Raw genomic sequence first — 20527 nt, 5'->3', positions numbered from 1 at the left:
GCAACCCAACGGGGATAAATCCCCTCACCACAAAGCCTGCTCCCACAGGGGATCTGCGTTGATCAGAACAACTGCGTGAACAACCAATACAAACTGCCCGACAGCAAAATCGCCGCTGGCAATGTCAGTACCCAGGCCATCAGCAGGTTGCGGATGGTCTTCATTTGCAAGCCGCCACCATTGGCGACCATCGTCCCGGCGACGCCCGAAGACAGCACATGCGTGGTCGACACGGGCAGGCCAAACAGGTCGGCGGCGCCAATCGTCAGCATCGCCACGGTTTCCGCCGAAGCACCCTGTGCATAGGTCAAATGGGTCTTGCCGATCTTCTCGCCGACGGTCACCACGATGCGCTTCCAGCCGACCATGGTGCCCAACCCCAGCGCGATGGCCACGGCGATTTTCACCCACAGCGGAATAAACCGCGTGGCGTTGTCGATCTGTTGCTTGAACAGTTGCAGCTTGCCGGCGGTGTCGGCGTCGAAATTGCCGACCTTGTTCTTGTCCATCAAGCGAATGGTTTCGCTGGTCAGGTACATGTCGTTACGCACGTTGCCCATGGCTTCGGCCGGGACCTTCGACAGCGAGCCATAACCCTTCACTTCGTTACCGATGTGGCCTGTCAGGGCGGCGAGGGCGGGGATCAGTTGCGGCGTCACTTCCTTGCTGCGCACATAGTCAGACAGGATCGGCCTTGGATCGGCAGGCGCCGGCTGTGGCGCGCTGTGTACCAGCGCTTGTTGGGTCACTTGCGCCACCGCAGCAAACTGCAAGGCCTGATCGGCTGGCATGGTCCGGTTCAGCGCATAAGCCATCGGCAACGTGCCCACCAGAATCAGCATGATCAGGCCCATGCCTTTCTGGCCGTCATTGGAACCGTGGGCAAATGACACGCCAGTGCAGGTCAGAATCAACAGGCCGCGAATCCACCACGGTGGCGGCGTGTTGCCTTTCGGGGCCTTGTACAGCGAACGATTCTTGACGAAGGCGCGCAACGCCAGCAGCAGCAACGCGGCGAAACCAAAACCGACCAGAGGCGAAAGCAGCAGCGCGTAACCGATCTTGGTCGCTTGCGCCCAGTCCACGCCGCTGGTGCCGTCGCGGCCATGCATCAGGGCGTTGGCCACGCCGACGCCGATGATCGAACCGATCAGGGTGTGCGAAGACGACGCCGGCAAACCCAGCCACCAGGTGCCGAGGTTCCACAGAATCGCGGCGATCAGCAGGGCGAAGATCATTGCGAAACCGGCAGAGGAACCGACTTGCAGAATCAATTCCACCGGCAGCAGGGCAATGATGCCGAACGCTACCGCACCGCTGGAAAGCAGCACGCCGAGAAAGTTAAAGAAGCCGGACCAGGCCACTGCGAAATTCGGTGGCAACGAGTTGGTGTAGATCACCGTGGCCACGGCGTTGGCGGTGTCGTGGAAACCGTTGACGAACTCAAAGCCAAGGGCGATCAGCAGGGCAACACCCAGCAGCAGGAAGGGCGTCCAGGTGGTGACCACGGTGCCAAGTTCATGCATGTCCTGCATCAGGCTGTAGGCCGTAAACAGAAGCCCACTGGCCAACACACCGAAAAAAATCACCAGGGTGAACAGGCCGGGTTTTTTATCGAACTGCGGCTTGGCGCTACTCGCGCGAGCCTGTACATCGGGGCTGTAAGAAGGCGTAGCCATGACGGACAATCCTGAGGAGGGAAGGAGTGCCGTCCATGATCGTTGCTAAATGTTACAGAGGAGCTGCTTCAGATCAGGGTATGGGGTTTTTGCGGGATCGCTCATTTAAAAGCAACGTCAAAAGATTGTCCGAACGCGACCCGAACCTTCGGCAGCTCCTACAGGGTTCGTGTTGATCCGGGTATTGCGGCCAACCGTTTTTGCGATGATCCGGGTATTGCGGCCAACTGGATCAATGTAGGAGCTGCCGCAGGCTGCGATCTTTTGATCTTAGTAATCCTGGCGCTTACGGAACGCCCAGCGCCCCGCAATGACGGTGAACGTGGCCACCAGTGCTACCAGAATCCAGAACCCTTCCGGATCCCCGGAAAGCGGCACACCACCGACGTTCATGCCGAAGAAGCCGGCGATGATGTTGATTGGCAGCGCCAGCACCGTCACCACGGTCAGCGTGAACAGCGTGCGGTTGCTTTGTTCATTAAGGTTGGCGGCGATTTCTTCCTGCAACAACTTGATCCGTTCGCCCAGGGCCGTGAGGTCGTTGATGATCAGTGCGAACTCCTCGGTGGACTTGCGCAACTCCTTGACGTCCTCCTTCTGCAGCCATTGCGGCGGACGATTGAGCAAACGCAATAACGAGCCTGGCTCCAGCGCCAGCAGGCGTTGCAAGCGAACCAGCACCCGCCGGTTGGCGCCCAGCTCGGCGCGGTTGGTCGACAGCCGTGAAGACAGCAACTCGTCTTCGATCTGGTCGACGCTCAGGCTGGTCCTGCGCACGATTTGCGTCAGGACTTCACCTTGGTCGCGCAGCAAGTGCACAAGCAATTCCAGCGGGGAGCGAAAACGTTCGCCGGACTTCACCGACGTACGCAGCTTGTCCACCGAGTGCAGGGGTTGCAGGCGCGCGCTGATGATCAACCGGCTGCGTGCGCACACCCACAGCGTCGACACGTCCGAAGACACCATGCTGCTGAGGTTGAACACCACGTCGTTGACCACCGCGAGCAAGGCGGAATCGACATGTTCGATGCGCGTCGAACGCGAGCCTTCATGCAGCGCTTCGAAAAATTCGTCGGGCAATCCCAGGTGACTTTTCATCCAGCGCTCACAAGCCGCGTGCGCAAGGTTCAGGTGCAACCAGAGAAAGTCGTCGCTGCTTTGCGGATGCTCCAGGCACTGCAACGCCATGGCCGAATCGATTTCCCGACCACGCTCACCGGGGCGAAAACTGAAACCGTAGAGTAAGCCGAACAGGTCCGGATCACGATGGCTATGGTCGATGCTGTGGTTCATGAGGTCTCGCTGCGCGAAGGCGGTTGTTGCGGGTTTTACAGGTTCACTTGAGCCGGATCATCGCAAGGACTTCTGACCGTTTTGTGACAGTCAGATGTCGCGGATGATGGGTTACTACCGATGGTCGAAAGCATTAAAGAAAGGCTCTGGCACGCCGATGACGGTGATGCTGAATATCGCGATGTGATCGTGGACCAGCGTCGCCGACAGGGAGGTCCGGACATCTTGCACGCCTGCCGGGCGTGTCTTACCCCTGTCATGAGACTCCCCTCGATGTTTTTGCAAAAATCCCTGAGAGCACAAATCCTTGCCTTGTTGAGCGGTAGCTTGCTGGCGATGTTGCTGATCGCCCTGGCCTGCTTTCACTTTCTGTCCAATGGCGTTCAGAGCTATGCAAACCTGATCGAAGGACCTTTGCACACGTCGCAGTTGATTGATGAAGCCAACCTGCAATTCAAGGTGCAGGTTCAGGAATGGAAAAACGTCCTGCTGCGTGGCAAGCAACCAGCCGACCTGGACAAGTACTGGAAGCAGTTCGAAGACCGCCAGCGCGATGTCCAAAACATCCTCGGTGAACTGGCCGGGCAGAAAGGTATCGAGCCACCACTCAAGACGCGCATCGAACGCCTGCGTGATGAGCATCGCCTGTTAGGCGCGGCGTATCAGAAGGGGCGCGATGCCTATGTGGCCGCGGGTGCTGATCCAGCGGCCGGCGACGCTGCCGTCAAAGGAGTCGACCGTGCGGCCAGCGAACAGATGAGCGAACTGGTCGGCGAGTTGCGAAAGCAGGGCGCCGAGCAGTCGACGGTGATCAGCGCCAGTGCCGATCGCACGGTGTTGCTGGGGATCGTGGTGATGTTGGCGTCGGGCCTGTTGATTGGCCTGTTGAGCCTGTGGCTGGTCAATCGCAACCTGGTCGAGCCGATCCGCAAACTGATCGAGTACGTGGCGCAACTCAGCCAGGGGCGCTTTGCCGAGCGAGTGGCCAATACCCGTCAGGATGAGTTGGGCAAGCTGGCAGTCGCGGCCAATGTGCTGCGCGATTTTCTCGCTGACACGTTCACTCGCTTGCAGCGCAGCGCCTCGGATCTGGACAGCGCGAGCGGCGAGTTGAAGTCCATCGCCAGTCTCATGGCCAGCGGCACCAACGAGCAGTTCAACCGCACCGATCAGGTGGCCACGGCCATGAATGAAATGTCCGCCACCGCGCAGGAAGTCGCCCGTCATGCGGCCGATGCAGCACGCGCCGCCGATGATGCCGACCAGTCAGCGCAGCAGGGCGAAAAAGTCATGCAGGGCACCATTCATACCATCACCCGGATGCGCGGTGAAATCGCCAGCACCGCCACGGTCATCCGTCAGCTGGAAACCGACAGTGGACGTATCGGCAAGGTGCTGGAAGTGATTCGCGGTATCGCCGAACAGACCAACCTGCTGGCGCTTAACGCTGCCATCGAAGCGGCCCGTGCCGGTGAAGCCGGGCGCGGATTTGCCGTGGTGGCCGATGAAGTTCGCAGCCTGGCCCAGCGCACGGCGGCGTCGATCATCGAAATCAACCAGATTATCCAGACCGTGCAAACCGGTGCGGTGGACGCGGCCCAAGCAATTGAAAGCGGTCAGTCGCGCAGTGAGGAAAGCGTCGAGCAAGTCACCCAGGCGGGTGCGATGCTCGAACGCATCACCCACGCGGTGGAAGCGATTCGCGACATGAATCGTCAGATCGCCACGGCTGCCGAAGAGCAGACGTCAGTGGCCGAAGACATTTCGCGCAATCTCACGGAAATCACCAGCATCGCCAGCACCAACCTGGATAACGTGCAGCGCACCGAAGCGGCCAGCCACAACCTGCACGGGTTGTCGGGTCAACTGAATGAAGTGACGGCGCGACTGAGCGCTTGATAGCAGGGTGGTTCGGGCGTTGGCCTGACCACATCCTGTGTCTAGTCCTGAAATAGGTTTACACCTGTTTCACCCTTACGCCCGGCGCACTACCGAATTGGAGCAGAGACTTAACCCCTCGTAGCAGCTGTCGAGTGAAACGAGGCTGCGATCTTTTGGTCTTGCGTTTAAAAAAACAAAATCAAAAGATCGCAGCCTCGTTTCACTCGACAGCTCCTACAGGTGCCGGGTTATTCAGGACGAGGCACTGGATGCAAAAAAGCCGCACGATCCGAAGATCGTGCGGCTTTTTTTTCGGTGTTTAATCAGTCGTCTTTCTTGTTCTTCAGCACTTCGCCAGTGGCAGCGTTCAAGTCCACATCCCATTCAACGCCTTGGGCATCACGGAGTTCGACTTCGTATTCGTACTGTTGGCCGTTCATGTGGTTGTCCAGGTCGCTGTCGGTAATCGTGGCGCCCGGGTGCAACTTCAGAACGATCTCGTTCAGCTCTTTGAGCGGCTTGATCTTGCCGTCTTTTTCCAACTGAGGGATCTGATCGACCGGTACATCTTTAGCCTGGGCCAGGCCAGCGGTGAGGGTCAGGGCAGCAGCAGTGAACAGGGCAGTCAAAGTTTTCATGAGGTTCTTTCCTTGGATGAGCTGTTTAAGTGGGATCAGATTAACTGTGGCAACTTAATTCAGCCTTAATTCCCACGATTGAGGTGCGGCCCTCGCGGGCAACTCGGTCTTCAATCAATACCCGTTGTTCTGCAGCAACTGAGCAACACTCGCTGCCGCCGGGCGTTTGTAGAACTTCAGCAGTTCGCTGGCGCGGTTGGTGAAGATGCCGTCCACACCGGCGTCCATGACCTTCTGGTAATCCACGGCATCGTCGACCGTGTAGGCATGCACCAACAGGCCCTGATCGTGGGTGTACTGATTCATCCATGGCTGCACCAGATCGGAATAGCTCTGATCGCCACCTTTGGTCAGTGCCGCAGAAGGCCCGGTGCCGATGGCGCCCTGGGCCTTGGCGTACTCGACCCACTGCTGGAATTCGGCTTTGCTCTTCGGTTCCTGTTTGGCGTAGTACGTGGCTTTGTCCTTGTCGCCGGACTGAGCGAACGTCACGCTGGATTTCGGCTCGATACTGCCTGGGCCGACCCACAGCAGCAGGATCTTCGGCACTTGCGGCATTTCCTTTTCGAGCAGTTCGAGGCTGCTCTTCTCGAAGGTTTGCAACACAACTTTGCCTTTGCCCTGGCCGACCGCCAGTTCGCTTTTCGCCAGTTTCGAACCGGCAGGACTCAACCAGCCACGATCCTGAAGTTTTTCCTTGAGGTCGCGTTCGAGGCCGGGAAATTGTTTCGGTTCTTTGGTTTCGATGTACAGCCCGGGCTTATGCAGCGGGTTGCCTTGAGCGATGTCGATGATTTCGTCGAGTGTCAGGATTTTCAGGCCGACGAAGGACGGGCGTGCTCGGTCCGGGTAGGCGGTGTTGAACCAGCTGCCGGCGTCGAGGGTTTTCAGCTCGGCAAGGGTGAATGCGTTGGCCGGACTGTCCTTGCGCTCAGGGAATTTGGTGGCGACGTCAGTGGTGCGTTGCAGGTTGTCATCGTGCAGGGCGAACAGCACGCCATCCTTGCTGCGCTGCAGGTCCATTTCCAGATAGTCAGCCCCCAGGTCACGGGCCAGTTTATAGGCCGCGGCGGTGGATTCCGGCGCATCAAACGAGGCGCCACGATGGGCGATCACCGCCGGGTGCGGGATACCCATACGGGTCGCCAGCGCCGTGGGGCTTGGCTCGTTGGCAGCCTGAGCCTGGCCGAGGCCGAGCAGTACACTCAGCAGCAGGGCGCTTTGGGTGAAGGTGACAGGCATGGTCGAGGTCCTTTCGCAGAGATTCAAAGACGTCCCTTTTAACAACTGAGGACTTTGAGCGCTATCGCCAGACCGACATAAACCTGTTTAAAGCAGATTTTTTCAGCACGTTTGTGCGGTTCTTTGCAGTACTCTTGCCCCAGGCGTTTCCCCGGCAGAGGGAAATCCGTTCGCTTGCCCTGCGTGTAAACCATCGATCACCGGTCCTTTTCGACCTTTTGTGAGGTTTATCATGCGCATCACTTCCCAGCTCATCTGCCAGGCCGCCGACCAACTCAAAGGCTTTGTCGGCCTCAATCGCAAAACCGGCCACTACATCGTGCGTTTCAGCGAAGATTCCTTCGGGATGGACGTGGCGGACGACGGCATTATTCCCACCAGTGAATTCGTCTGGGCTGCTGATTCGGAGCAGGGCATGACACTTAAACGCGAGTTGATTCAGTTGTTGCTGGACCAGAACATTGATGACCGAATCAACATTACCGAGCCGTTGCGGGTGTATATGAATCGGCGGGATGTGCCGGAGATTGCGGCGGTTCGGAGTCTAGTGCAGGGGTGAGAGTTGCGGTGTATGTGCTGGCCTCATCGCGAGCAGGCTCACTCCTACAGGGGATTGCGTTGATCACCTGTTTGGTGTCCAACCCCAAACCCTTGTAGGAGTGAGCCTGCTCGCGATGACGGCCAGAAGAACACCGCATCACTCACGGTTTAAACGCATACGCCCGCTCAACCCTGCACACCCGTGTATGACACGCCGCATACCAGGTCGACCGCCCACGCTCTCTGATCGCACTGTGCTCGGGATGATGCTTCCACGCCAGAATCGCCGCTTCACTGTCCCAGTAGGACACGGTAATCCCGAGTCCATCGTCACCTCGAGCCGATTCCACCCCCAGGAAACCGGGTTGCTCCCGGGCCAATTCAACCATGCGCTCCGCAGCCGCGGCGTAACCCTGATCACCCTCCGTGCGCGATGAAGTAAAGATCACCGCGTAATACGGCGCAGTTGGCGTATCGGCCATCATGATGGCTGTCTCACGCAGGCTTCGATCAATGCGCGGACCAGCGGCGGCAGTGTGCCCTTGAGCGCGGCTCGCTCCGGTTGAAACAAGGTCGCGACGAAGAAAGGATGACCCTGAAGTTCTACGGCGCGTACGTCTTGCGCTGAATCGTGGCCGGTGCGGCGCAGTGCCTGTTTGAACAATGCCCCTTCGAACTCAGGATTCACACCGTAGCTGCAGCGATAGCCTTCATGAATGTCGGTACTTTCGTACGCCGTGGCGATCAACGAGCCATCGACCAAATGGATGCTGTCGACCACCTCCACCCGTGAACAGGTCAATGGCGTCAGCAGAACCCGGGGTCCCTCCGGCGATGCTTCGCCATGCTCGGCGTCTGCCCAACCCAGAACATGGCGGGCGTACTCCAGCACGGCGTGTTGAAAGCCGCCGCAAGTCCCGAGGAAAGGTCGTTGGTGTTCGCGGGCAAAGCGGATCGCCCGCAACGCGCCCTCCATGTTGCGGTAGGGACTGGCGGGCACACACCAGAAGCCGTCGAAGTCATCCAGCGCGGTGTCGGCGTTGATGCCATCGGTGGCCAGCCATTGGAAGTGCACGTCGAGTTGCAACTGTTCGGCCGCCATGCCAAGGGCGACGGGGATGGCCTGGTGTGCGGTGACGTGCGGGTCGTAATCGCCGATCAGGGCGATGCGAATCGGGCGGTTTTCCATGAGTGCGCTCCACGCTTGTTGATTCCTGGTGCCCACTATAGATTGGCGTTCACGCACTCAATATTGGCGTTATCCCAAGTGATCAATGCACCCGCGCACTATCGACTGGACTATCCGGACCTGTCCCTGATTCTCGCGCTTGTGCGTGGAGGCTCTTTGGCACGGGCATCGGCACTGTTGAGGGTCGACGTTTCGACGGTGTTTCGCGCCGTACGCCGACTGGAAGCCGCGTTGGGCCAGCAGTTGTTCGAAAAAAGCCGCGCCGGCTATTTGCCGACCACCTTGGCGATGTCGCTGGCCGAGCAGGCGGAGCGAGCCGAACAGGCGCTTGAAGCGGCGCGCATTGGCGTGGAGCAGGGTGCAGAGGTGATCAGCGGCACCGTTCGCCTGACGTGCACCGATTCGGTCCTGCAGGGTTTGTTATTGCCGGCGCTGGCGCGGTTCATGCCCGGCTATCCAGCGCTGACCCTCGAACTGAGCACGTCCAACGACTTCGCCAACCTCAGTCGCCGCGATGCCGATATCGCCTTGCGCCTGACCCGCACTGCGCCCGAGCATCTAGTGGGCCGGCGTTTGGCTGACGTGTCCTATCGCGTCTGTGCCAGCCGTGCTTACTTGAAAACGGTCACTCACCAGGACCTCGCCTCGCTCACCTGGATTGCCCCGGACGACTTCCTGCCGGATCACCCCACCGTCGCCTGGCGCCGTCAGCAGTTGCCCGGCGTAATGCCCGGTTATCGATGTAACAGCATGCTGTCGGTGACTGAGCTGGTGCGCGCCGGACTCGGTGTTGCAGCGCTGCCAGACTTTTTGATGGGGGAGGAACTGCAGCCGCTGACCGGCCCACTCGAAGGGTATGACACGGCCCTCTGGCTGCTCACCCGACCGGACTGCCGTGCATTGCGCTCGGTGGTGACTTTGTTCGATGAGCTGGGGCAAGCGCTGAAGTTGCCGTGAGGGGCATCAAGCCTTGGGCTGATCCTTGAGCACAAAGTGCTGGTGCATTTGCGAGGTGAGGCTTTCGATGCGCTCGGTCAGCGACTTGGTCATTTCGGTCAGTCGGGTGTTTTGCTCAAGCAGTTCCAGCAGTTGAGCGGAGTTCTGCGCAGCTTGTGCCTGGCGTTCGGAATTGGCCACGGCCAGCGCTTCACGGTGCTGCGCGTCGGCGTCCGACTGGGCCTTATCCCGCGCTGCCTGGCGGGTCTGGGCCAGCAGAATCAGCGGCGCGGCATAGGCCGATTGCAGGCTGAACGCGAGGTTCAGGAGGATGAACGGATACAGATCGAAGTGCGCCACACCGAAGAGATTGAGGCACACCCACAACACGACGATCAACGTTTGCGCGCCAAGGAAGATCGGCGTACCGAAGAACCGGGCAAAGGCTTCGGCGCGCAAGGCAAATTTGTCGTTGCCAAAGGTCGGCGCCAAATGATCGTGATGGCGCAGAAAACGCCGGTGATCGACGTGGGGGGCGGGCTGGGTTTCGGTTGGCGTGGTCATGATGCTCTCTACGGGTCGGTGGGACTGAAGATCACTATAGCGCCCGCGCCCGTTTCATTCCGAAACACATCGTGATGATTAATTTAGCGTTGGCGAAACCTTGACCCTGCCGCGGATATTGTCATTTATCGCAGCTCGTAACAGGCCAGAAACATGTCCAGCGCAGCGTCCACGACCGTGTTTTGCATGTCGGATTCAAGGCCAGGTAGCCCCATGGAAATTTGCGGCCAGAACGCAAAGGACTTGAGTATTCCCTGCACTTGCTGCGCGGCAAATGCCGGGTCGACCGGTTTCAAACGACCATCCGCCTGAGCTGCGCGAATCCACACCGTCAGGCCTTCTTCCCGCTCGCCCATGCGCGCAACCATGTTCTGCCCGCGTTCGGGGGAATGAATAGTCGCGGCGATGGCGACGCGTGCCAGGTCGAGAAAGTTTTCATCGCCGAGGGTTTGCAACTTCGCCATCAGCATCAGGCGCATCTGGCCGCGTAACGGCTGATCAGCGTGGTAGGACGTTTCCTTTTCCTCCGTCACCCGCGCCCACAACTGATTGAGGATTTCGGCGAACAATTCTTCCTTGCTCGGGAAGTGGTTGTACACCGTGCGCTTCGAAACGCCCGCCGTAGCAGCGATCTTGTCCATGCTGGTGATGTCGAAACCGTTGGCACGGAATTCGGCAATCGCCGCCAAGATGATGGCTTCACGTTTTCGGTCGGTCAGGCGCTTTGGAGCTGTCATAAGTACGCTTCGGCAGGAAGAGAGAAGAATTACACTCGGTAGTTTACTTGTGATCCACTTTGATGCAACCTTGAAACTACACTGTGCAGTGTAATGTTCTGTTAATGCTGCGCGGTCAAAAATAGAAACTTCGGCTGATGCGTGCATGCTTGGCCATTTACCGTTCCACCGAGAAGCACCGTATTGATTGCGGTCATTCTGGAGTCATTCATTCATGGCCATTTCAAATTCCGAGGCGGACAACGCCCAACCCCCTGAATCTTCGCGGCAGGTCGAAGGGCTTTTTCGAAACCATGCGCCGGTCAAACGCGAAGGCTTTCGTAAAACCTTGCGCATCATGTGGAACGTGATTTTCCACAAACCGCGCAACACTCGCCCGACCGCTGCCGTGCCGGTGGAAACCCTGACACGCGATGCGTTGATCGCCGCGCCCAATCACAGCGTTTACCGCCTGGGCCACTCCACGGTGTTGCTCAAACTGCGGGATAAATTCTGGATCACCGATCCGGTCTTCGCCGAACGCGCCTCGCCGGTTCAGTGGGCCGGGCCGAAACGCTTTCATCAGCCGCCTATCAGTCTTGATGAGTTGCCACCCATTGAGGCCGTGATCCTGTCCCACGATCACTATGACCATCTGGATTATCAGGCCGTGCTCAGGCTCGCGGACAAGGCCAACTACTTCCTCGCGCCACTGGGTGTCGGCGATACCTTGATCAAGTGGGGCATCGATGCCGGCAAGGTCCGCCAGTTGGACTGGTGGCAGGGCACCGAGGTGGAAGGCATTCAGTTCATCGCAACCCCTTCGCAGCACTTCTCCGGTCGGGGACTGTTCGATGGCAACAGTACGCTGTGGGCGTCGTGGGTGATGATCGATGGTGATACGCGGATTTTCTTCAGCGGTGACAGTGGCTATTTCGATGGCTTCAAACGCATCGGTGAACAGTACGGCCCGTTCGACCTGACGCTCATGGAAACCGGGGCGTACAACGTCGACTGGCCGCATGTGCACATGCAACCGGAGCAAACCCTGCAGGCGCACATCGACCTGAAAGGGCGCTGGTTGTTGCCGATTCACAACGGGACTTTCGATTTATCGATGCATGCCTGGTATGAACCGTTCGACCGCATTCTGGCGTTGGCGTGGGAGCGCAATGTGTCGATTACTACGCCGCAGATGGGAGCTGCATTTAACGTGAAGTACCCGTCCCGTGGCGCAGCCTGGTGGTATGACGTAGAGCAGCAGGTGTATCAGAATCAGCAAAGCGTTGGATAAAGCGACTACAGCGTAAAGGGCGCTTTCATACGTGATCTGACGATCAGTGATGACAAACATTATCGGCAGCGTCGGTAGGCTGGAAAGCGAGTGAGCTTTGTCACTCGCCATCAGTCATCACAAGGATAACTTTCACATGGATGTAAACCGTAAAGGCCGCATGACGCGGCTGTCCGTCATTGTCCTGCTTTCAATCGCTGGCGCCGCCCATGCGCAAACACCGGCACCCGAATCGAGGCTGGAATACCTGAGTGTCGATGAACTCGGCAAAAGAATGGACCGTGGCCAGTTAACTGCTGTGAAAATCGTGCAGCACCTGCAACAGCGTATCGAGGCGCTGGATAAAAACGGGCCGGCAATCAATTCGATCATCGAGCTCAACCCTGATGCGCTGGAAATCGCCGCTTCACTGGACCAGGAGCGACAGCAGGGGCGCATTCGTGGCCCGTTGCACGGCATTCCGGTGCTGCTCAAGGACAACATCGACACCTCCGACCAGATGCAGACCAGTGCCGGGTCTTTGGCAATGGTGGGGCAACCCGCCGCGCAGGATGCCTTTGTCGTACAACGTCTCAGAGCGGAGGGTGCGGTCATCCTGGGGAAAACCAATCTCAGCGAGTGGGCCAATTTCCGCGATCCCGAAATCCCGCCGGGCTGGAGCGGACGCGGTGGACAGACTAAAAATCCCCATGTGCTCAGTGTCACACCCTGCGGCTCAAGCTCTGGCTCCGGCGCGGCCGTGGCTGCAGGTTTTGCACCGTTAACCGTTGGAACCGAAACCTCTGGCTCGATCATCTGCCCAGCCTCCCTCAATGGCGTGGTAGGCCTCAAACCCACGACTGGGTTGTTGAGTCGCAGTGGCATCGTCCCTTTGGCGCCCAGACTCGACACACCCGGGCCGATGACACGAACCGTCAGGGACGCCGCATTGCTACTGAACGCCATGGCGGGCAGTGATGCCGCCGACCTGGTTAAACAACCTCAAGCCCTGAAAGGGGTGGATTACACGGCACTGCTGCAGCCCGATTCACTGGTAGCGCGGCGGATCGGCTATCCGGTCAAGTTCGACGCCAGCGGTCAAGCCATGAAAGACGACCCGCAGTTTTCCGAAGCGTTGGAGGTCATGCAGGCCGCAGGAGCCACGTTGATTCCGGTCGAGTTCAAAGACCCTGACTCCCAACGGGTAGAGGAGGCGATGTCTATGAGCTTCAAAAAATATGTTCCGAAATACCTTGCGACGCGAACGGGTCTCGCCGCCAATAGCGTCGAAGAGATTGTGCGCTTCAACGAAAACGCTCCGGGCGAAGAGAGCCATGGGCAAGCCTTCTTGAAGCAGGTCGAAAACGTTGTTTTTGACGAGCGTACCTACAACGAGTTGTGGCAGAACATTCAACGGGAAAACGCAGCGGTCATCGATGAATTGCTGGCAACGCATCAACTGGATGCCGTGGTCATGGACGTCGGTTCACCTGGGTTGAACGTCATATCCCTGGCTGGATATCCCGGCATCATGATGCCTTCCGGCGCAGAAGAAAGCGGGGTGCCAACGTCGGTATTCTTCTTCGGAACACGGTGGAGCGAAGCCACGCTGTTGGCATTGGCTTATGGCTATGAACAAGCGTCACATCCGCGGCAAGTGCCTCAATTCAAGCCGTAGTTACTGACTCACTCAATCAGATTTTTAGCGCTAACGCAGATCCCGCTTTAGCGCTGAGTCCCTTCACTCCACCATCGCATAATCCGCCCGCCCAACTGGATTAGGTGTAGACCCTCGCACGTTCATGCCTCTACCCGGCGCAAACCCTGGGAAGAACGCGAGGCCTTCGGATTCCAGCCGATAAGCCAACGCCAATCGGGTGACATCCAGCACGGTTTGCTCATTCTCGAATCGCTGAATGGCCTCCACCGACACCCCGGATTCGCGGGACAACTCTTCGATGCTCCAACCCAGCATTGCCCGGGCTTGGGCACAGTGGGCGGGGGTGAATTGAAAAAGGGCGATGCGTTCCAGGGTGATTTTGATCGCGTGAGAGGCCATGGTGTTCTCCGGGCTCGAGAGTGCTGGTTTTAAATGTACTGTGTTTTTGTACAGTTGTTTTGCGCCCGGATCAAATTGATTTTTTCGATTTTCCTATTTCGTCCCGTTCAACCAGACGGACGGCGCCTGTCCCAGGACGCGGTGGAACATCGTTGAGAACGCCGCGGGGCTGTCGTAACCGAAGTCCAGTGCAATCCGCGTTACGGGTTCACCTTCCGCCAACCGCGCCAGCGCTAACACCACGCAGGCGCGCTGTCGCCACTGACTGAAACTCAAGCCGGTCTGCTGGCGAAAAAGGCGATTGAACGTGCGCAGACTGATATGCAAATGATCAGCCCACTGCTGCGGCGACTGGTGTGCATCGGGATGCTGCACGAAACCTTGGCACAACCCGAGGAGCCGGGCGTCCACAGGCAACGGAATGTGCAGCGGTAAATGAGTACTGCGTGCCAGTTCGTGCAGCAGCAAATCGATCAGCGCTCCATCGCGCCCGGCCTCGTCGTACGTTAAGGGAATCTCCACCGCCTCCATCAGTAAATGCCGCATCAACGGCGAAACATTGATCACCTGACAACGACTTCCCAGATCGACAGTCCCCGGTTCGACGTAAAGGCTGCGGGTGCTCACCCCTAACATCACCACTTCGTGGGCAATGCCCGCTGGTATCCACACCGCACGCTGCGGTGGCACGACCCAGTTGCCGTCGTGCGTACTCACCTGCATCACCCCGGTTGCCCCATACAACAGTTGTGCGCGCCGGTGCGTATGACGGGGTAAAAGATGCCCGTAGGAATAATCCGAGCCGGTCGCTACTACGGGTCGCGGCGTGTCATCCAGCAGATCAATTGAAACATTGCGCATTGAGACATCCGGCGATTGGCGTAAACGCGAACATTATTGGCTGGCTTGCTGAAGCGAGCCAACCCCGGTCGGTTTATCGTCGTCCCCCCTCAACCAGCGGACGACACGCGATGTTCTATTTACTGCTGACACTTTTCGGCTGCATGACGGGCGCTACCGCTGTGCTGTTTGGCTTTGGCGGCGGCTTCGTGGTCGTGCCATTGCTGTACTGCATGCTTATGACCAGCAACGGCGCAGACGACTCCATCGGCCAATCGGCGATGCACATTGCTGTCGCTACCTCGACCTGCGTAATGATCGTCAACGCACTGGTTGCCACCGCGAAACACCGTCGCGCCGGCAATCTGATCCGAGACTACTTGTGGCCGTTGGGCGGGTTCATCGGAGTGGGTGCAGTCATTGGCGCGGTCGCGGCGATGTGGGTGAGTAGCGAAGTGATTCGCTATGCCTTCATCGCTTATTTGGGCGTAACCATTTTGGATTGCCTGCTCAGACGTGGATTTCTTACGCAAACCGATAACGAAATTCCACGTGGATTGGGGAGGGCGGAGGTTTCTGGTGGAGGTGTAGGAATCGGCGCAATTGCTACGTTTCTTGGCGTAGGCGGTAGCGTCATGACTGTGCCTTTATTGCGGCGCTGTGGGTTGAGCATGAGCCAGGCGACGTCCATGGCGAATCCGCTGAGCCTGCCCGTGGCAGTGGCCGGAACAGTAACTTACATGACGATGGCGGGGTTCACCGAGTTTGATCTGGGGGCGTGGTTCATCGGATACGTAGATCTGCTGGCGTTTGCAGTTTTGACGATGGGGTCGTTGTTGGGTATTCGACTGGCTACGCCATGGATCGGTCGGATTCCGGATCGGGTGCATGCGCGGGTTTATGTTGGTTTGTTAACGTTGGTAATGCTGAGCATGTGCGTCAGCTAGCCGGATGAGTACGCGAACGACTTCCTCAGAGGCATTAAAGGTCAAAAAGACTGAGCGACAACTCCAACAAAGTTGATCACTGCTGCCCCAACCCCGGCGCTTCCCGAATAATGAAGTGATCCAGGTTCTCGATATTTGCACTGAACACCCCGAACGTCTGCTCGGGGTTCTTCTTGCTCGGCACCTGTTTCAACTCCGGCGTCACGCCATAAAAGAAGCAATACAAGTCCTTCCCGCTCTCGATGGCGTTCTTGATCTCTTCCAGAAACGCTTTGCGCTTGCGGTAGTTCTCGATCAACTTTTTGCTCAGATAAACGTTGACTGAATACGGCTTCTTCTTCGCCTCATCCGCTTGTTTGAACCAGACCTTCTGCTCGAAATCGATGCGAAAGCTCTGTGTGTAATCCTTGATCTCCTTGATCTTGCCCCAGTAAATCAGCCCCTTATTGTCCGTCAGGTATTCGATCTTCTTGAAGAATGACCCGTAGGGCGCCGTGTGCTCGCCAATCTTCAAAGGCATGCGCTTGAGCAGGTCTTTGTCTTCGAAGTTCGAGACAAAACACTCCACTGGATGGGCGAAGATGCTGGTCTTGTCTGGCGCAGAATCGTGGGCAGGTTTTTCGACATCTTCTGCGGCTAAATACGGTTTTGATTCCTCGCGCACAACATCCGCCACCACCGCCGGATTCGAAGGCTTACGCACATACTCACGTCGAGTCAGCAACAACTCCGACGGGAAATGCTCCTCGCGACTGTCATCTGTTTCCGCGCCGTCCGCGTCCACTCCAGTCGTTGGCGACTTGAGACTGACATAAGGGCAATCCGCGACATGCCGGGTGCTTGGCGTATTTTTGAAATGCGGGGTGCGAACGTAATTCACGTTTTTGGCGTTGAACGTCGTCAACACATTCATCCCATCGAACGCCGCCCTGCAGGCGTCATTGGGGCATTGGAAATGTTCTTTTGCGGAATCGAACGCCATGGTCTCGTCGAAATTCAAATCTCGCACGTCGTAGATCGACAGCTTGTCGTCGAGGCTGAGGCAGTAGGCGAGGTCGAATTTCATGGCGGGGCTAGGGTCCTTGAGGGGGAAGGGTATTAATAGCGAGAGGTGGGGCGGGTTGCACTGACTGTTTTCAACACACCGCAAAATCTGCAGCAACACACCAAACCTGTGGGAGCGAGCTTGCTCGCGATTCCCAGATCAACGCAGCAACCAAGCCAGGCACGAACCTGTGGTGAGGGGATTTATCCCCGTTCGGCTGCGGAGCAGTCGAAAAGCGAATCAATTGATCTTTCTGATTGACCGCATTTGGCGGTTTTGGGGCCGCTACGCTGCCCAACGGGGATAAATCCCCTCGCCACAGGTTCTATGCAGTCCAATTACTCACGTCTCAATCGCTTCACTTGATGATAAAGCGACTCAGTGAATTCCTCACTGTCATTCGAGTGGTGACAGCGTCGATGGCAGTTCGGACAAAGCGCCACAGCGTTGCTAGTTCGATCAGAACCCTTATTCGCCAAGTGCTTAACGTGGTGAACTTCAAGGTAGGGCAAGTCATCTTTAGTGAATGGCGCCGGTTGACCACACCCTTCACATATACCTTTGGCTTTCTTACGAACCCAGGCTCTAACCTTTGGATCGCGTATGTAGGCGGTGCCTTGGGCAAGAGCACGCTTTGGCTTCAAAATCCCCGCAGGTTCATCTTGAAGAGGCATTTTTTCTAGTGCCGCGGCTCTTCGCTCTAGTGTTTCTTCGTCAGCGGTCGGAGCTGTAGGATCTCCAGGCTTAACGCCTCTTTCAATTAGCACCGCTCGAATTGACTGCTCAACGTTCGAGCCAACGTTTCTGGCAGGCTTGTATCCTTTGATGAATTCCCGATGCATTTTCATCAGAACAGCGGAGATGTTCTGCATCCGGAACTCAACAGAGCCTTCGGTGCGAGTGGGCAAGGCCGCTTCGCGCAGAGCAAGATTCTCTTCAGTCTTCACGAATTTCTGACCGCTTAGCTCTAGCGCGAGCATCTTCAGATAGGCATCCACCGCAGCCCTAATCTCAGGAACACTCCAATCGCTTTCTTTCTTCTTTACGCTCATAGCATCGCCGAGGGTTGAAAACCCTCGGACGATACTGAGTGGCCATTACGACTGTCTACGAAAATTCCTACAGAAAAGAGCGACGCGTCCTTCACTCGATCCTACAAGCGCTAACCAACTGAACGCATTGAAGACTGAAGCGCCTTCCAAACTCTCCGCCACCAGGGCTTAACCACCTGCACCCGCCGCCGCGTCCGGTTGAGCAACAGATAGGGCATGTCCCGCAGCCGAATCCAACCTTCATCCTGCCAATGCAACAGACTCAGCGACATCTCAGGCCAATCCAACAAACTCAACATCGGCCGATCCGAGTTCTTCGACATTCCCGCATCGCGCAGGGCAGGGACGACCTGATGCGTCAACCACTCACGCAACAACCGATTCCCCGGCACGTAGTGATACACCAACAAGGCATACGAACCGGACTCGCTAATCATCAGTTGGTTCTCAGGCTTGCCGTTGTAGTTAATCAACAGCATATGCCGCTGATCCTCGTCCAACTTGTTGACTGCACGATCACTGAGATGGAAGCCCATTAACCGACCCAGATCACGAGCACAAAACCACGGTTGGTTTTCTAGGAGAAGGGCGTGGAGACGAAGGTGATGGCGGGTGAATTCCGTTGGTATGAATGGATCAAGCATGACCGAACTCCGAGATGGAGAAGCGGAGGGGAGTCGATATGGGCATCTTCCATTACCTCTACGTTTGTTTTGGATAGGGCCAAAAACCCGACGTAGAGGATTGAAGAAAATCCCAACAAGCACTCACTACAAACAATATGTCGCACACGTGTCTTCGAGACATGCGCGATTTTGAGTCAGTGAGCAGCTTCTACGTTGGGCGTTTCTTAGGCACCTGTAACAGAGCTTAACGACGCATTAATTGGTCATCAATACGGACGAAGCTGAAATTGCTGTGGGAGGTTTGGCCGCTATTGAGAGCGCGAGTAAGAGTTTTCTTACTCAATAAAAAAGCCCCGATAAGATCGGGGCTTTCAGATTTTTGATTTAATGATTCAGATTCAAATCGTCAAATCGTGGCGAACTCAGCCATCAATCCCAGCTCAACGCCCCACCAGTCTGATACTCAATAACCCGAGTCTCAAAGAAATTCTTCTCTTTCTTCAAGTCCATAATCTCGCTCATCCAAGGGAACGGGTTAGTTGTCCCTGGATACTCTTCCTTCAAACCAATCTGCGACAGACGACGGTTAGCGATGAATTTCAGGTAGTCCTCCATCATCGCCGCGTTCATACCCAACACGCCGCGAGGCATGGTGTCGCGTGCGTATTCGATCTCCAGCTGAGTGCCCTGCAGAATCATCTGCGAAGCTTCTTCCTTCATTTCGGCGTCCCACAAGTGCGGGTTTTCGATTTTGATCTGGTTGATCACGTCGATGCCGAAGTTCAGGTGCATGGATTCGTCGCGCAGGATGTACTGGAACTGCTCGGCGACGCCGGTCATTTTGTTGCGACGGCCCATGGAGAGGATCTGGGTGAAGCCGCAGTAGAAGAAGATGCCTTCCAGAACGCAGTAGTAGGCGATCAGGTTGCGCAGCAGTTCTTTGTCGGTTTCGACGGTGCCGGTTTCGAACTTCGGATCGGAGATCGAACGGGTGTACTTGAGGCCCCAGGTGGCTTTTTTCGCGACCGATGGGATCTCGTGGTACATGTTGAAGATCTCGCCTTCATCCATGGCCAGCGATTCGATGCAGTACTGGTAGGCGTGGGTGTGGATCGCCTCTTCGAACGCCTGGCGCAGGATGTACTGGCGGCATTCCGGGTTGGTGATCAGGCGGTACACGGCCAGGACCAGGTTGTTGGCAACCAGGGAGTCGGCGGTGGAGAAGAAGCCGAGGTTGCGCATGACGATGCGGCGCTCGTCGTCGGTCAGGCCTTCCGGATCTTTCCAGAGGGCGATGTCGGCGGTCATGTTGACTTCTTGCGGCATCCAGTGGTTTGCGCAACCGTCCAGGTACTTCTGCCAGGCCCAGTCGTACTTGAAAGGTACGAGTTGGTTGAGGTCGGCGCGGCAGTTGATCATGCGCTTTTCGTCGACGGCCACACGGGCGGAGGCGCCTTCGAGTTCGGCGAGGCCTTCGGCAACGTCGAGGTTGTCCAGGGCGGCCTTGGCGCGAGCGATGGCGGCGGAGTCGGACGCGGTCACAGCGCGAGCTTCTTGAGCGGCAACACCACCTGCGGTGTCGAGGCGGTCCATGTAGGCTTCAGTCGCGTGGCCGGCGTTGGCGCCTTTAACCACGGTTTCGCCGCTGTCTTCTTTGTCGAATTCGTCCCAGCTCAGCATGACGTGTCGTCTCCTGCGTGAGGGCCAGATGCCCGTGTGATGGTTTTTCACACGGTCGGGTCTGACCGCGTTGGATCTAAAGGAATCGTTTTTTGCAGCTATACGCAGGCAATAAACAGAAAATCGTACGGGTGTTCCGAAGCCTCTGATGGGCGCAAATAGCGATTACGGCTTCTGCGTGGACTTCAGACTGGCTTTTCACCCCTGTAAGGGAATATTGCAGGCCCGTTTGAGGCCGCATTATAGGGAAAAAAACAGCCGTGTGCTGCGACGAAATGGCGCTGGGAAGGGTCGACGGGGGAGGTTTTTCGGTTGGAGCGAGGGTTT

Annotated in this window: 20 protein-coding genes and 1 pseudogene; 7 read left to right on the top strand and 14 right to left on the bottom strand. The window is 57.3% G+C overall.

The window, feature by feature from the left end; all coding sequences use genetic code 11:
• Positions 1 to 62 precede the first annotated feature (62 nt).
• Both ACA063_RS22575 and ACA063_RS22570 read right to left on the bottom strand, forming a co-directional pair.
• The gene (locus tag ACA063_RS22575) at positions 63 to 1679 is read right to left on the bottom strand and encodes an inorganic phosphate transporter (protein WP_497663438.1); all 1617 of its coding nucleotides are present in this window, start codon (positions 1677 to 1679) and stop codon (positions 63 to 65) included.
• A gap of 270 nt (positions 1680 to 1949) precedes the next feature.
• Positions 1950 to 2972: a transporter gene (locus ACA063_RS22570; protein ID WP_497663437.1), complete on the bottom strand. Its 1023-nt coding sequence runs from the start codon at positions 2970 to 2972 to the stop codon at positions 1950 to 1952.
• Between the two features lie 120 nt (positions 2973 to 3092).
• Between ACA063_RS22570 and ACA063_RS22565 the strand changes: the two are divergent.
• Both ACA063_RS22565 and ACA063_RS22560 read left to right on the top strand, forming a co-directional pair.
• Positions 3093 to 3938 (top strand): annotated as a pseudogene (locus ACA063_RS22565) (hypothetical protein); the annotation flags it as partial.
• Between the two features lie 165 nt (positions 3939 to 4103).
• A complete protein-coding gene (locus ACA063_RS22560) occupies positions 4104 to 4871 on the top strand; it encodes a methyl-accepting chemotaxis protein (protein WP_490147625.1) in 768 nt (255 codons plus the stop codon).
• Between the two features lie 305 nt (positions 4872 to 5176).
• Here ACA063_RS22560 and ACA063_RS22555 read toward each other — a convergent pair whose 3' ends face one another.
• Positions 5177 to 5491, bottom strand: a complete 315-nt coding sequence (locus tag ACA063_RS22555; RefSeq protein ID WP_497663436.1) for a PepSY domain-containing protein — start codon at positions 5489 to 5491, stop codon at positions 5177 to 5179.
• 114 nt (positions 5492 to 5605) lie between these two features.
• Positions 5606 to 6733, bottom strand: coding sequence for a glycerophosphodiester phosphodiesterase (locus ACA063_RS22550; protein WP_497663435.1), 1128 nt, complete (start codon positions 6731 to 6733; stop codon positions 5606 to 5608).
• 232 nt (positions 6734 to 6965) lie between these two features.
• On the opposite strand from ACA063_RS22550, the gene ACA063_RS22545 reads away from it, so the two are divergent.
• Positions 6966 to 7292: a DUF2025 family protein gene (locus tag ACA063_RS22545; protein ID WP_497663434.1), complete on the top strand. Its 327-nt coding sequence runs from the start codon at positions 6966 to 6968 to the stop codon at positions 7290 to 7292.
• A gap of 142 nt (positions 7293 to 7434) precedes the next feature.
• Here ACA063_RS22545 and ACA063_RS22540 read toward each other — a convergent pair whose 3' ends face one another.
• Positions 7435 to 7758 (bottom strand): antibiotic biosynthesis monooxygenase family protein, encoded by a 324-nt coding sequence (locus ACA063_RS22540; RefSeq protein WP_497663433.1) that lies wholly within the window; start codon positions 7756 to 7758, stop codon positions 7435 to 7437.
• A complete protein-coding gene (locus ACA063_RS22535; protein ID WP_497663432.1) occupies positions 7755 to 8462 on the bottom strand; it encodes a CTP synthase C-terminal region-related (seleno)protein in 708 nt (235 codons plus the stop codon). The genes ACA063_RS22540 and ACA063_RS22535 overlap by 4 nt, the downstream gene beginning before the upstream one ends.
• A 15-nt stretch (positions 8463 to 8477) precedes the next feature.
• Here ACA063_RS22535 and ACA063_RS22530 point away from each other — a divergent pair, with 15 nt between their 5' ends.
• Positions 8478 to 9419 carry a LysR family transcriptional regulator gene (locus ACA063_RS22530; protein WP_497663431.1) on the top strand — a complete coding sequence of 314 codons (942 nt, stop codon included), beginning with the start codon at positions 8478 to 8480 and terminating at the stop codon, positions 9417 to 9419.
• A gap of 6 nt (positions 9420 to 9425) precedes the next feature.
• Here ACA063_RS22530 and ACA063_RS22525 read toward each other — a convergent pair whose 3' ends face one another.
• On the bottom strand, positions 9426 to 9962 hold the full coding sequence (locus tag ACA063_RS22525) for a DUF1003 domain-containing protein (RefSeq protein ID WP_497663430.1): 537 nt from the start codon (positions 9960 to 9962) through the stop codon (positions 9426 to 9428).
• A gap of 125 nt (positions 9963 to 10087) precedes the next feature.
• Complete coding sequence (locus ACA063_RS22520; protein ID WP_497663429.1) at positions 10088 to 10699, bottom strand: TetR/AcrR family transcriptional regulator; 612 nt, start codon at positions 10697 to 10699, stop codon at positions 10088 to 10090.
• Between the two features lie 214 nt (positions 10700 to 10913).
• On the opposite strand from ACA063_RS22520, the gene ACA063_RS22515 reads away from it, so the two are divergent.
• Positions 10914 to 11972: an MBL fold metallo-hydrolase gene (locus tag ACA063_RS22515; RefSeq protein ID WP_497663428.1), complete on the top strand. Its 1059-nt coding sequence runs from the start codon at positions 10914 to 10916 to the stop codon at positions 11970 to 11972.
• A gap of 136 nt (positions 11973 to 12108) precedes the next feature.
• Positions 12109 to 13629, top strand: coding sequence for an amidase family protein (locus ACA063_RS22510; protein WP_497663427.1), 1521 nt, complete (start codon positions 12109 to 12111; stop codon positions 13627 to 13629).
• Positions 13630 to 13692: 63 nt separating this feature from the next.
• On the opposite strand, the gene ACA063_RS22505 is transcribed toward ACA063_RS22510, so the two are convergent.
• Together ACA063_RS22505 and ACA063_RS22500 are read right to left on the bottom strand one after the other, a co-directional pair.
• Complete coding sequence (locus ACA063_RS22505) at positions 13693 to 14010, bottom strand: helix-turn-helix domain-containing protein (protein ID WP_162438686.1); 318 nt, start codon at positions 14008 to 14010, stop codon at positions 13693 to 13695.
• 93 nt (positions 14011 to 14103) lie between these two features.
• Positions 14104 to 14871: an AraC family transcriptional regulator gene (locus tag ACA063_RS22500; RefSeq protein WP_497663426.1), complete on the bottom strand. Its 768-nt coding sequence runs from the start codon at positions 14869 to 14871 to the stop codon at positions 14104 to 14106.
• 110 nt (positions 14872 to 14981) lie between these two features.
• Here ACA063_RS22500 and ACA063_RS22495 point away from each other — a divergent pair, with 110 nt between their 5' ends.
• Positions 14982 to 15797 carry a sulfite exporter TauE/SafE family protein gene (locus ACA063_RS22495; RefSeq protein WP_497663425.1) on the top strand — a complete coding sequence of 272 codons (816 nt, stop codon included), beginning with the start codon at positions 14982 to 14984 and terminating at the stop codon, positions 15795 to 15797.
• 76 nt (positions 15798 to 15873) lie between these two features.
• Here ACA063_RS22495 and ACA063_RS22490 read toward each other — a convergent pair whose 3' ends face one another.
• The 4 genes from ACA063_RS22490 to ACA063_RS22475 form a co-directional block, all read right to left on the bottom strand.
• On the bottom strand, positions 15874 to 16863 hold the full coding sequence (locus ACA063_RS22490; RefSeq protein ID WP_497663424.1) for a hypothetical protein: 990 nt from the start codon (positions 16861 to 16863) through the stop codon (positions 15874 to 15876).
• A gap of 317 nt (positions 16864 to 17180) precedes the next feature.
• Positions 17181 to 17894 carry an HNH endonuclease gene (locus ACA063_RS22485; protein WP_497663423.1) on the bottom strand — a complete coding sequence of 238 codons (714 nt, stop codon included), beginning with the start codon at positions 17892 to 17894 and terminating at the stop codon, positions 17181 to 17183.
• A gap of 110 nt (positions 17895 to 18004) precedes the next feature.
• The gene (locus ACA063_RS22480) at positions 18005 to 18538 is read right to left on the bottom strand and encodes a BRO-N domain-containing protein (RefSeq protein ID WP_497663422.1); all 534 of its coding nucleotides are present in this window, start codon (positions 18536 to 18538) and stop codon (positions 18005 to 18007) included.
• A gap of 411 nt (positions 18539 to 18949) precedes the next feature.
• Positions 18950 to 20200, bottom strand: a complete 1251-nt coding sequence (locus tag ACA063_RS22475) for a ribonucleotide-diphosphate reductase subunit beta (RefSeq protein WP_497663421.1) — start codon at positions 20198 to 20200, stop codon at positions 18950 to 18952.
• Between the last annotated feature and the right edge of the window lie 327 nt (positions 20201 to 20527).

Source organism: Pseudomonas sp. LBUM1643 (assembly GCF_059716215.1).
Note: the sequence above shows the minus strand (reverse complement) of the source record. Positions and strands in the feature narration are given on the sequence as shown.

Coding starts and splice junctions, on each gene's coding strand:
- ACA063_RS22575 (WP_497663438.1), bottom strand. CDS start 1,679: ATGGCTACGCCTTCTTACAGCCCCGATGTACAGGCTCGCGCGAGTAGC.
- ACA063_RS22570 (WP_497663437.1), bottom strand. CDS start 2,972: ATGAACCACAGCATCGACCATAGCCATCGTGATCCGGACCTGTTCGGC.
- ACA063_RS22560 (WP_490147625.1), top strand. CDS start 4,104: ATGGCCAGCGGCACCAACGAGCAGTTCAACCGCACCGATCAGGTGGCC.
- ACA063_RS22555 (WP_497663436.1), bottom strand. CDS start 5,491: ATGAAAACTTTGACTGCCCTGTTCACTGCTGCTGCCCTGACCCTCACC.
- ACA063_RS22550 (WP_497663435.1), bottom strand. CDS start 6,733: ATGCCTGTCACCTTCACCCAAAGCGCCCTGCTGCTGAGTGTACTGCTC.
- ACA063_RS22545 (WP_497663434.1), top strand. CDS start 6,966: ATGCGCATCACTTCCCAGCTCATCTGCCAGGCCGCCGACCAACTCAAA.
- ACA063_RS22540 (WP_497663433.1), bottom strand. CDS start 7,758: ATGATGGCCGATACGCCAACTGCGCCGTATTACGCGGTGATCTTTACT.
- ACA063_RS22535 (WP_497663432.1), bottom strand. CDS start 8,462: ATGGAAAACCGCCCGATTCGCATCGCCCTGATCGGCGATTACGACCCG.
- ACA063_RS22525 (WP_497663430.1), bottom strand. CDS start 9,962: ATGACCACGCCAACCGAAACCCAGCCCGCCCCCCACGTCGATCACCGG.
- ACA063_RS22520 (WP_497663429.1), bottom strand. CDS start 10,699: ATGACAGCTCCAAAGCGCCTGACCGACCGAAAACGTGAAGCCATCATC.
- ACA063_RS22515 (WP_497663428.1), top strand. CDS start 10,914: ATGGCCATTTCAAATTCCGAGGCGGACAACGCCCAACCCCCTGAATCT.
- ACA063_RS22510 (WP_497663427.1), top strand. CDS start 12,109: ATGGATGTAAACCGTAAAGGCCGCATGACGCGGCTGTCCGTCATTGTC.
- ACA063_RS22505 (WP_162438686.1), bottom strand. CDS start 14,010: ATGGCCTCTCACGCGATCAAAATCACCCTGGAACGCATCGCCCTTTTT.
- ACA063_RS22500 (WP_497663426.1), bottom strand. CDS start 14,871: ATGCGCAATGTTTCAATTGATCTGCTGGATGACACGCCGCGACCCGTA.
- ACA063_RS22495 (WP_497663425.1), top strand. CDS start 14,982: ATGTTCTATTTACTGCTGACACTTTTCGGCTGCATGACGGGCGCTACC.
- ACA063_RS22490 (WP_497663424.1), bottom strand. CDS start 16,863: ATGAAATTCGACCTCGCCTACTGCCTCAGCCTCGACGACAAGCTGTCG.
- ACA063_RS22485 (WP_497663423.1), bottom strand. CDS start 17,894: ATGAGCGTAAAGAAGAAAGAAAGCGATTGGAGTGTTCCTGAGATTAGG.
- ACA063_RS22480 (WP_497663422.1), bottom strand. CDS start 18,538: ATGCTTGATCCATTCATACCAACGGAATTCACCCGCCATCACCTTCGT.
- ACA063_RS22475 (WP_497663421.1), bottom strand. CDS start 20,200: ATGCTGAGCTGGGACGAATTCGACAAAGAAGACAGCGGCGAAACCGTG.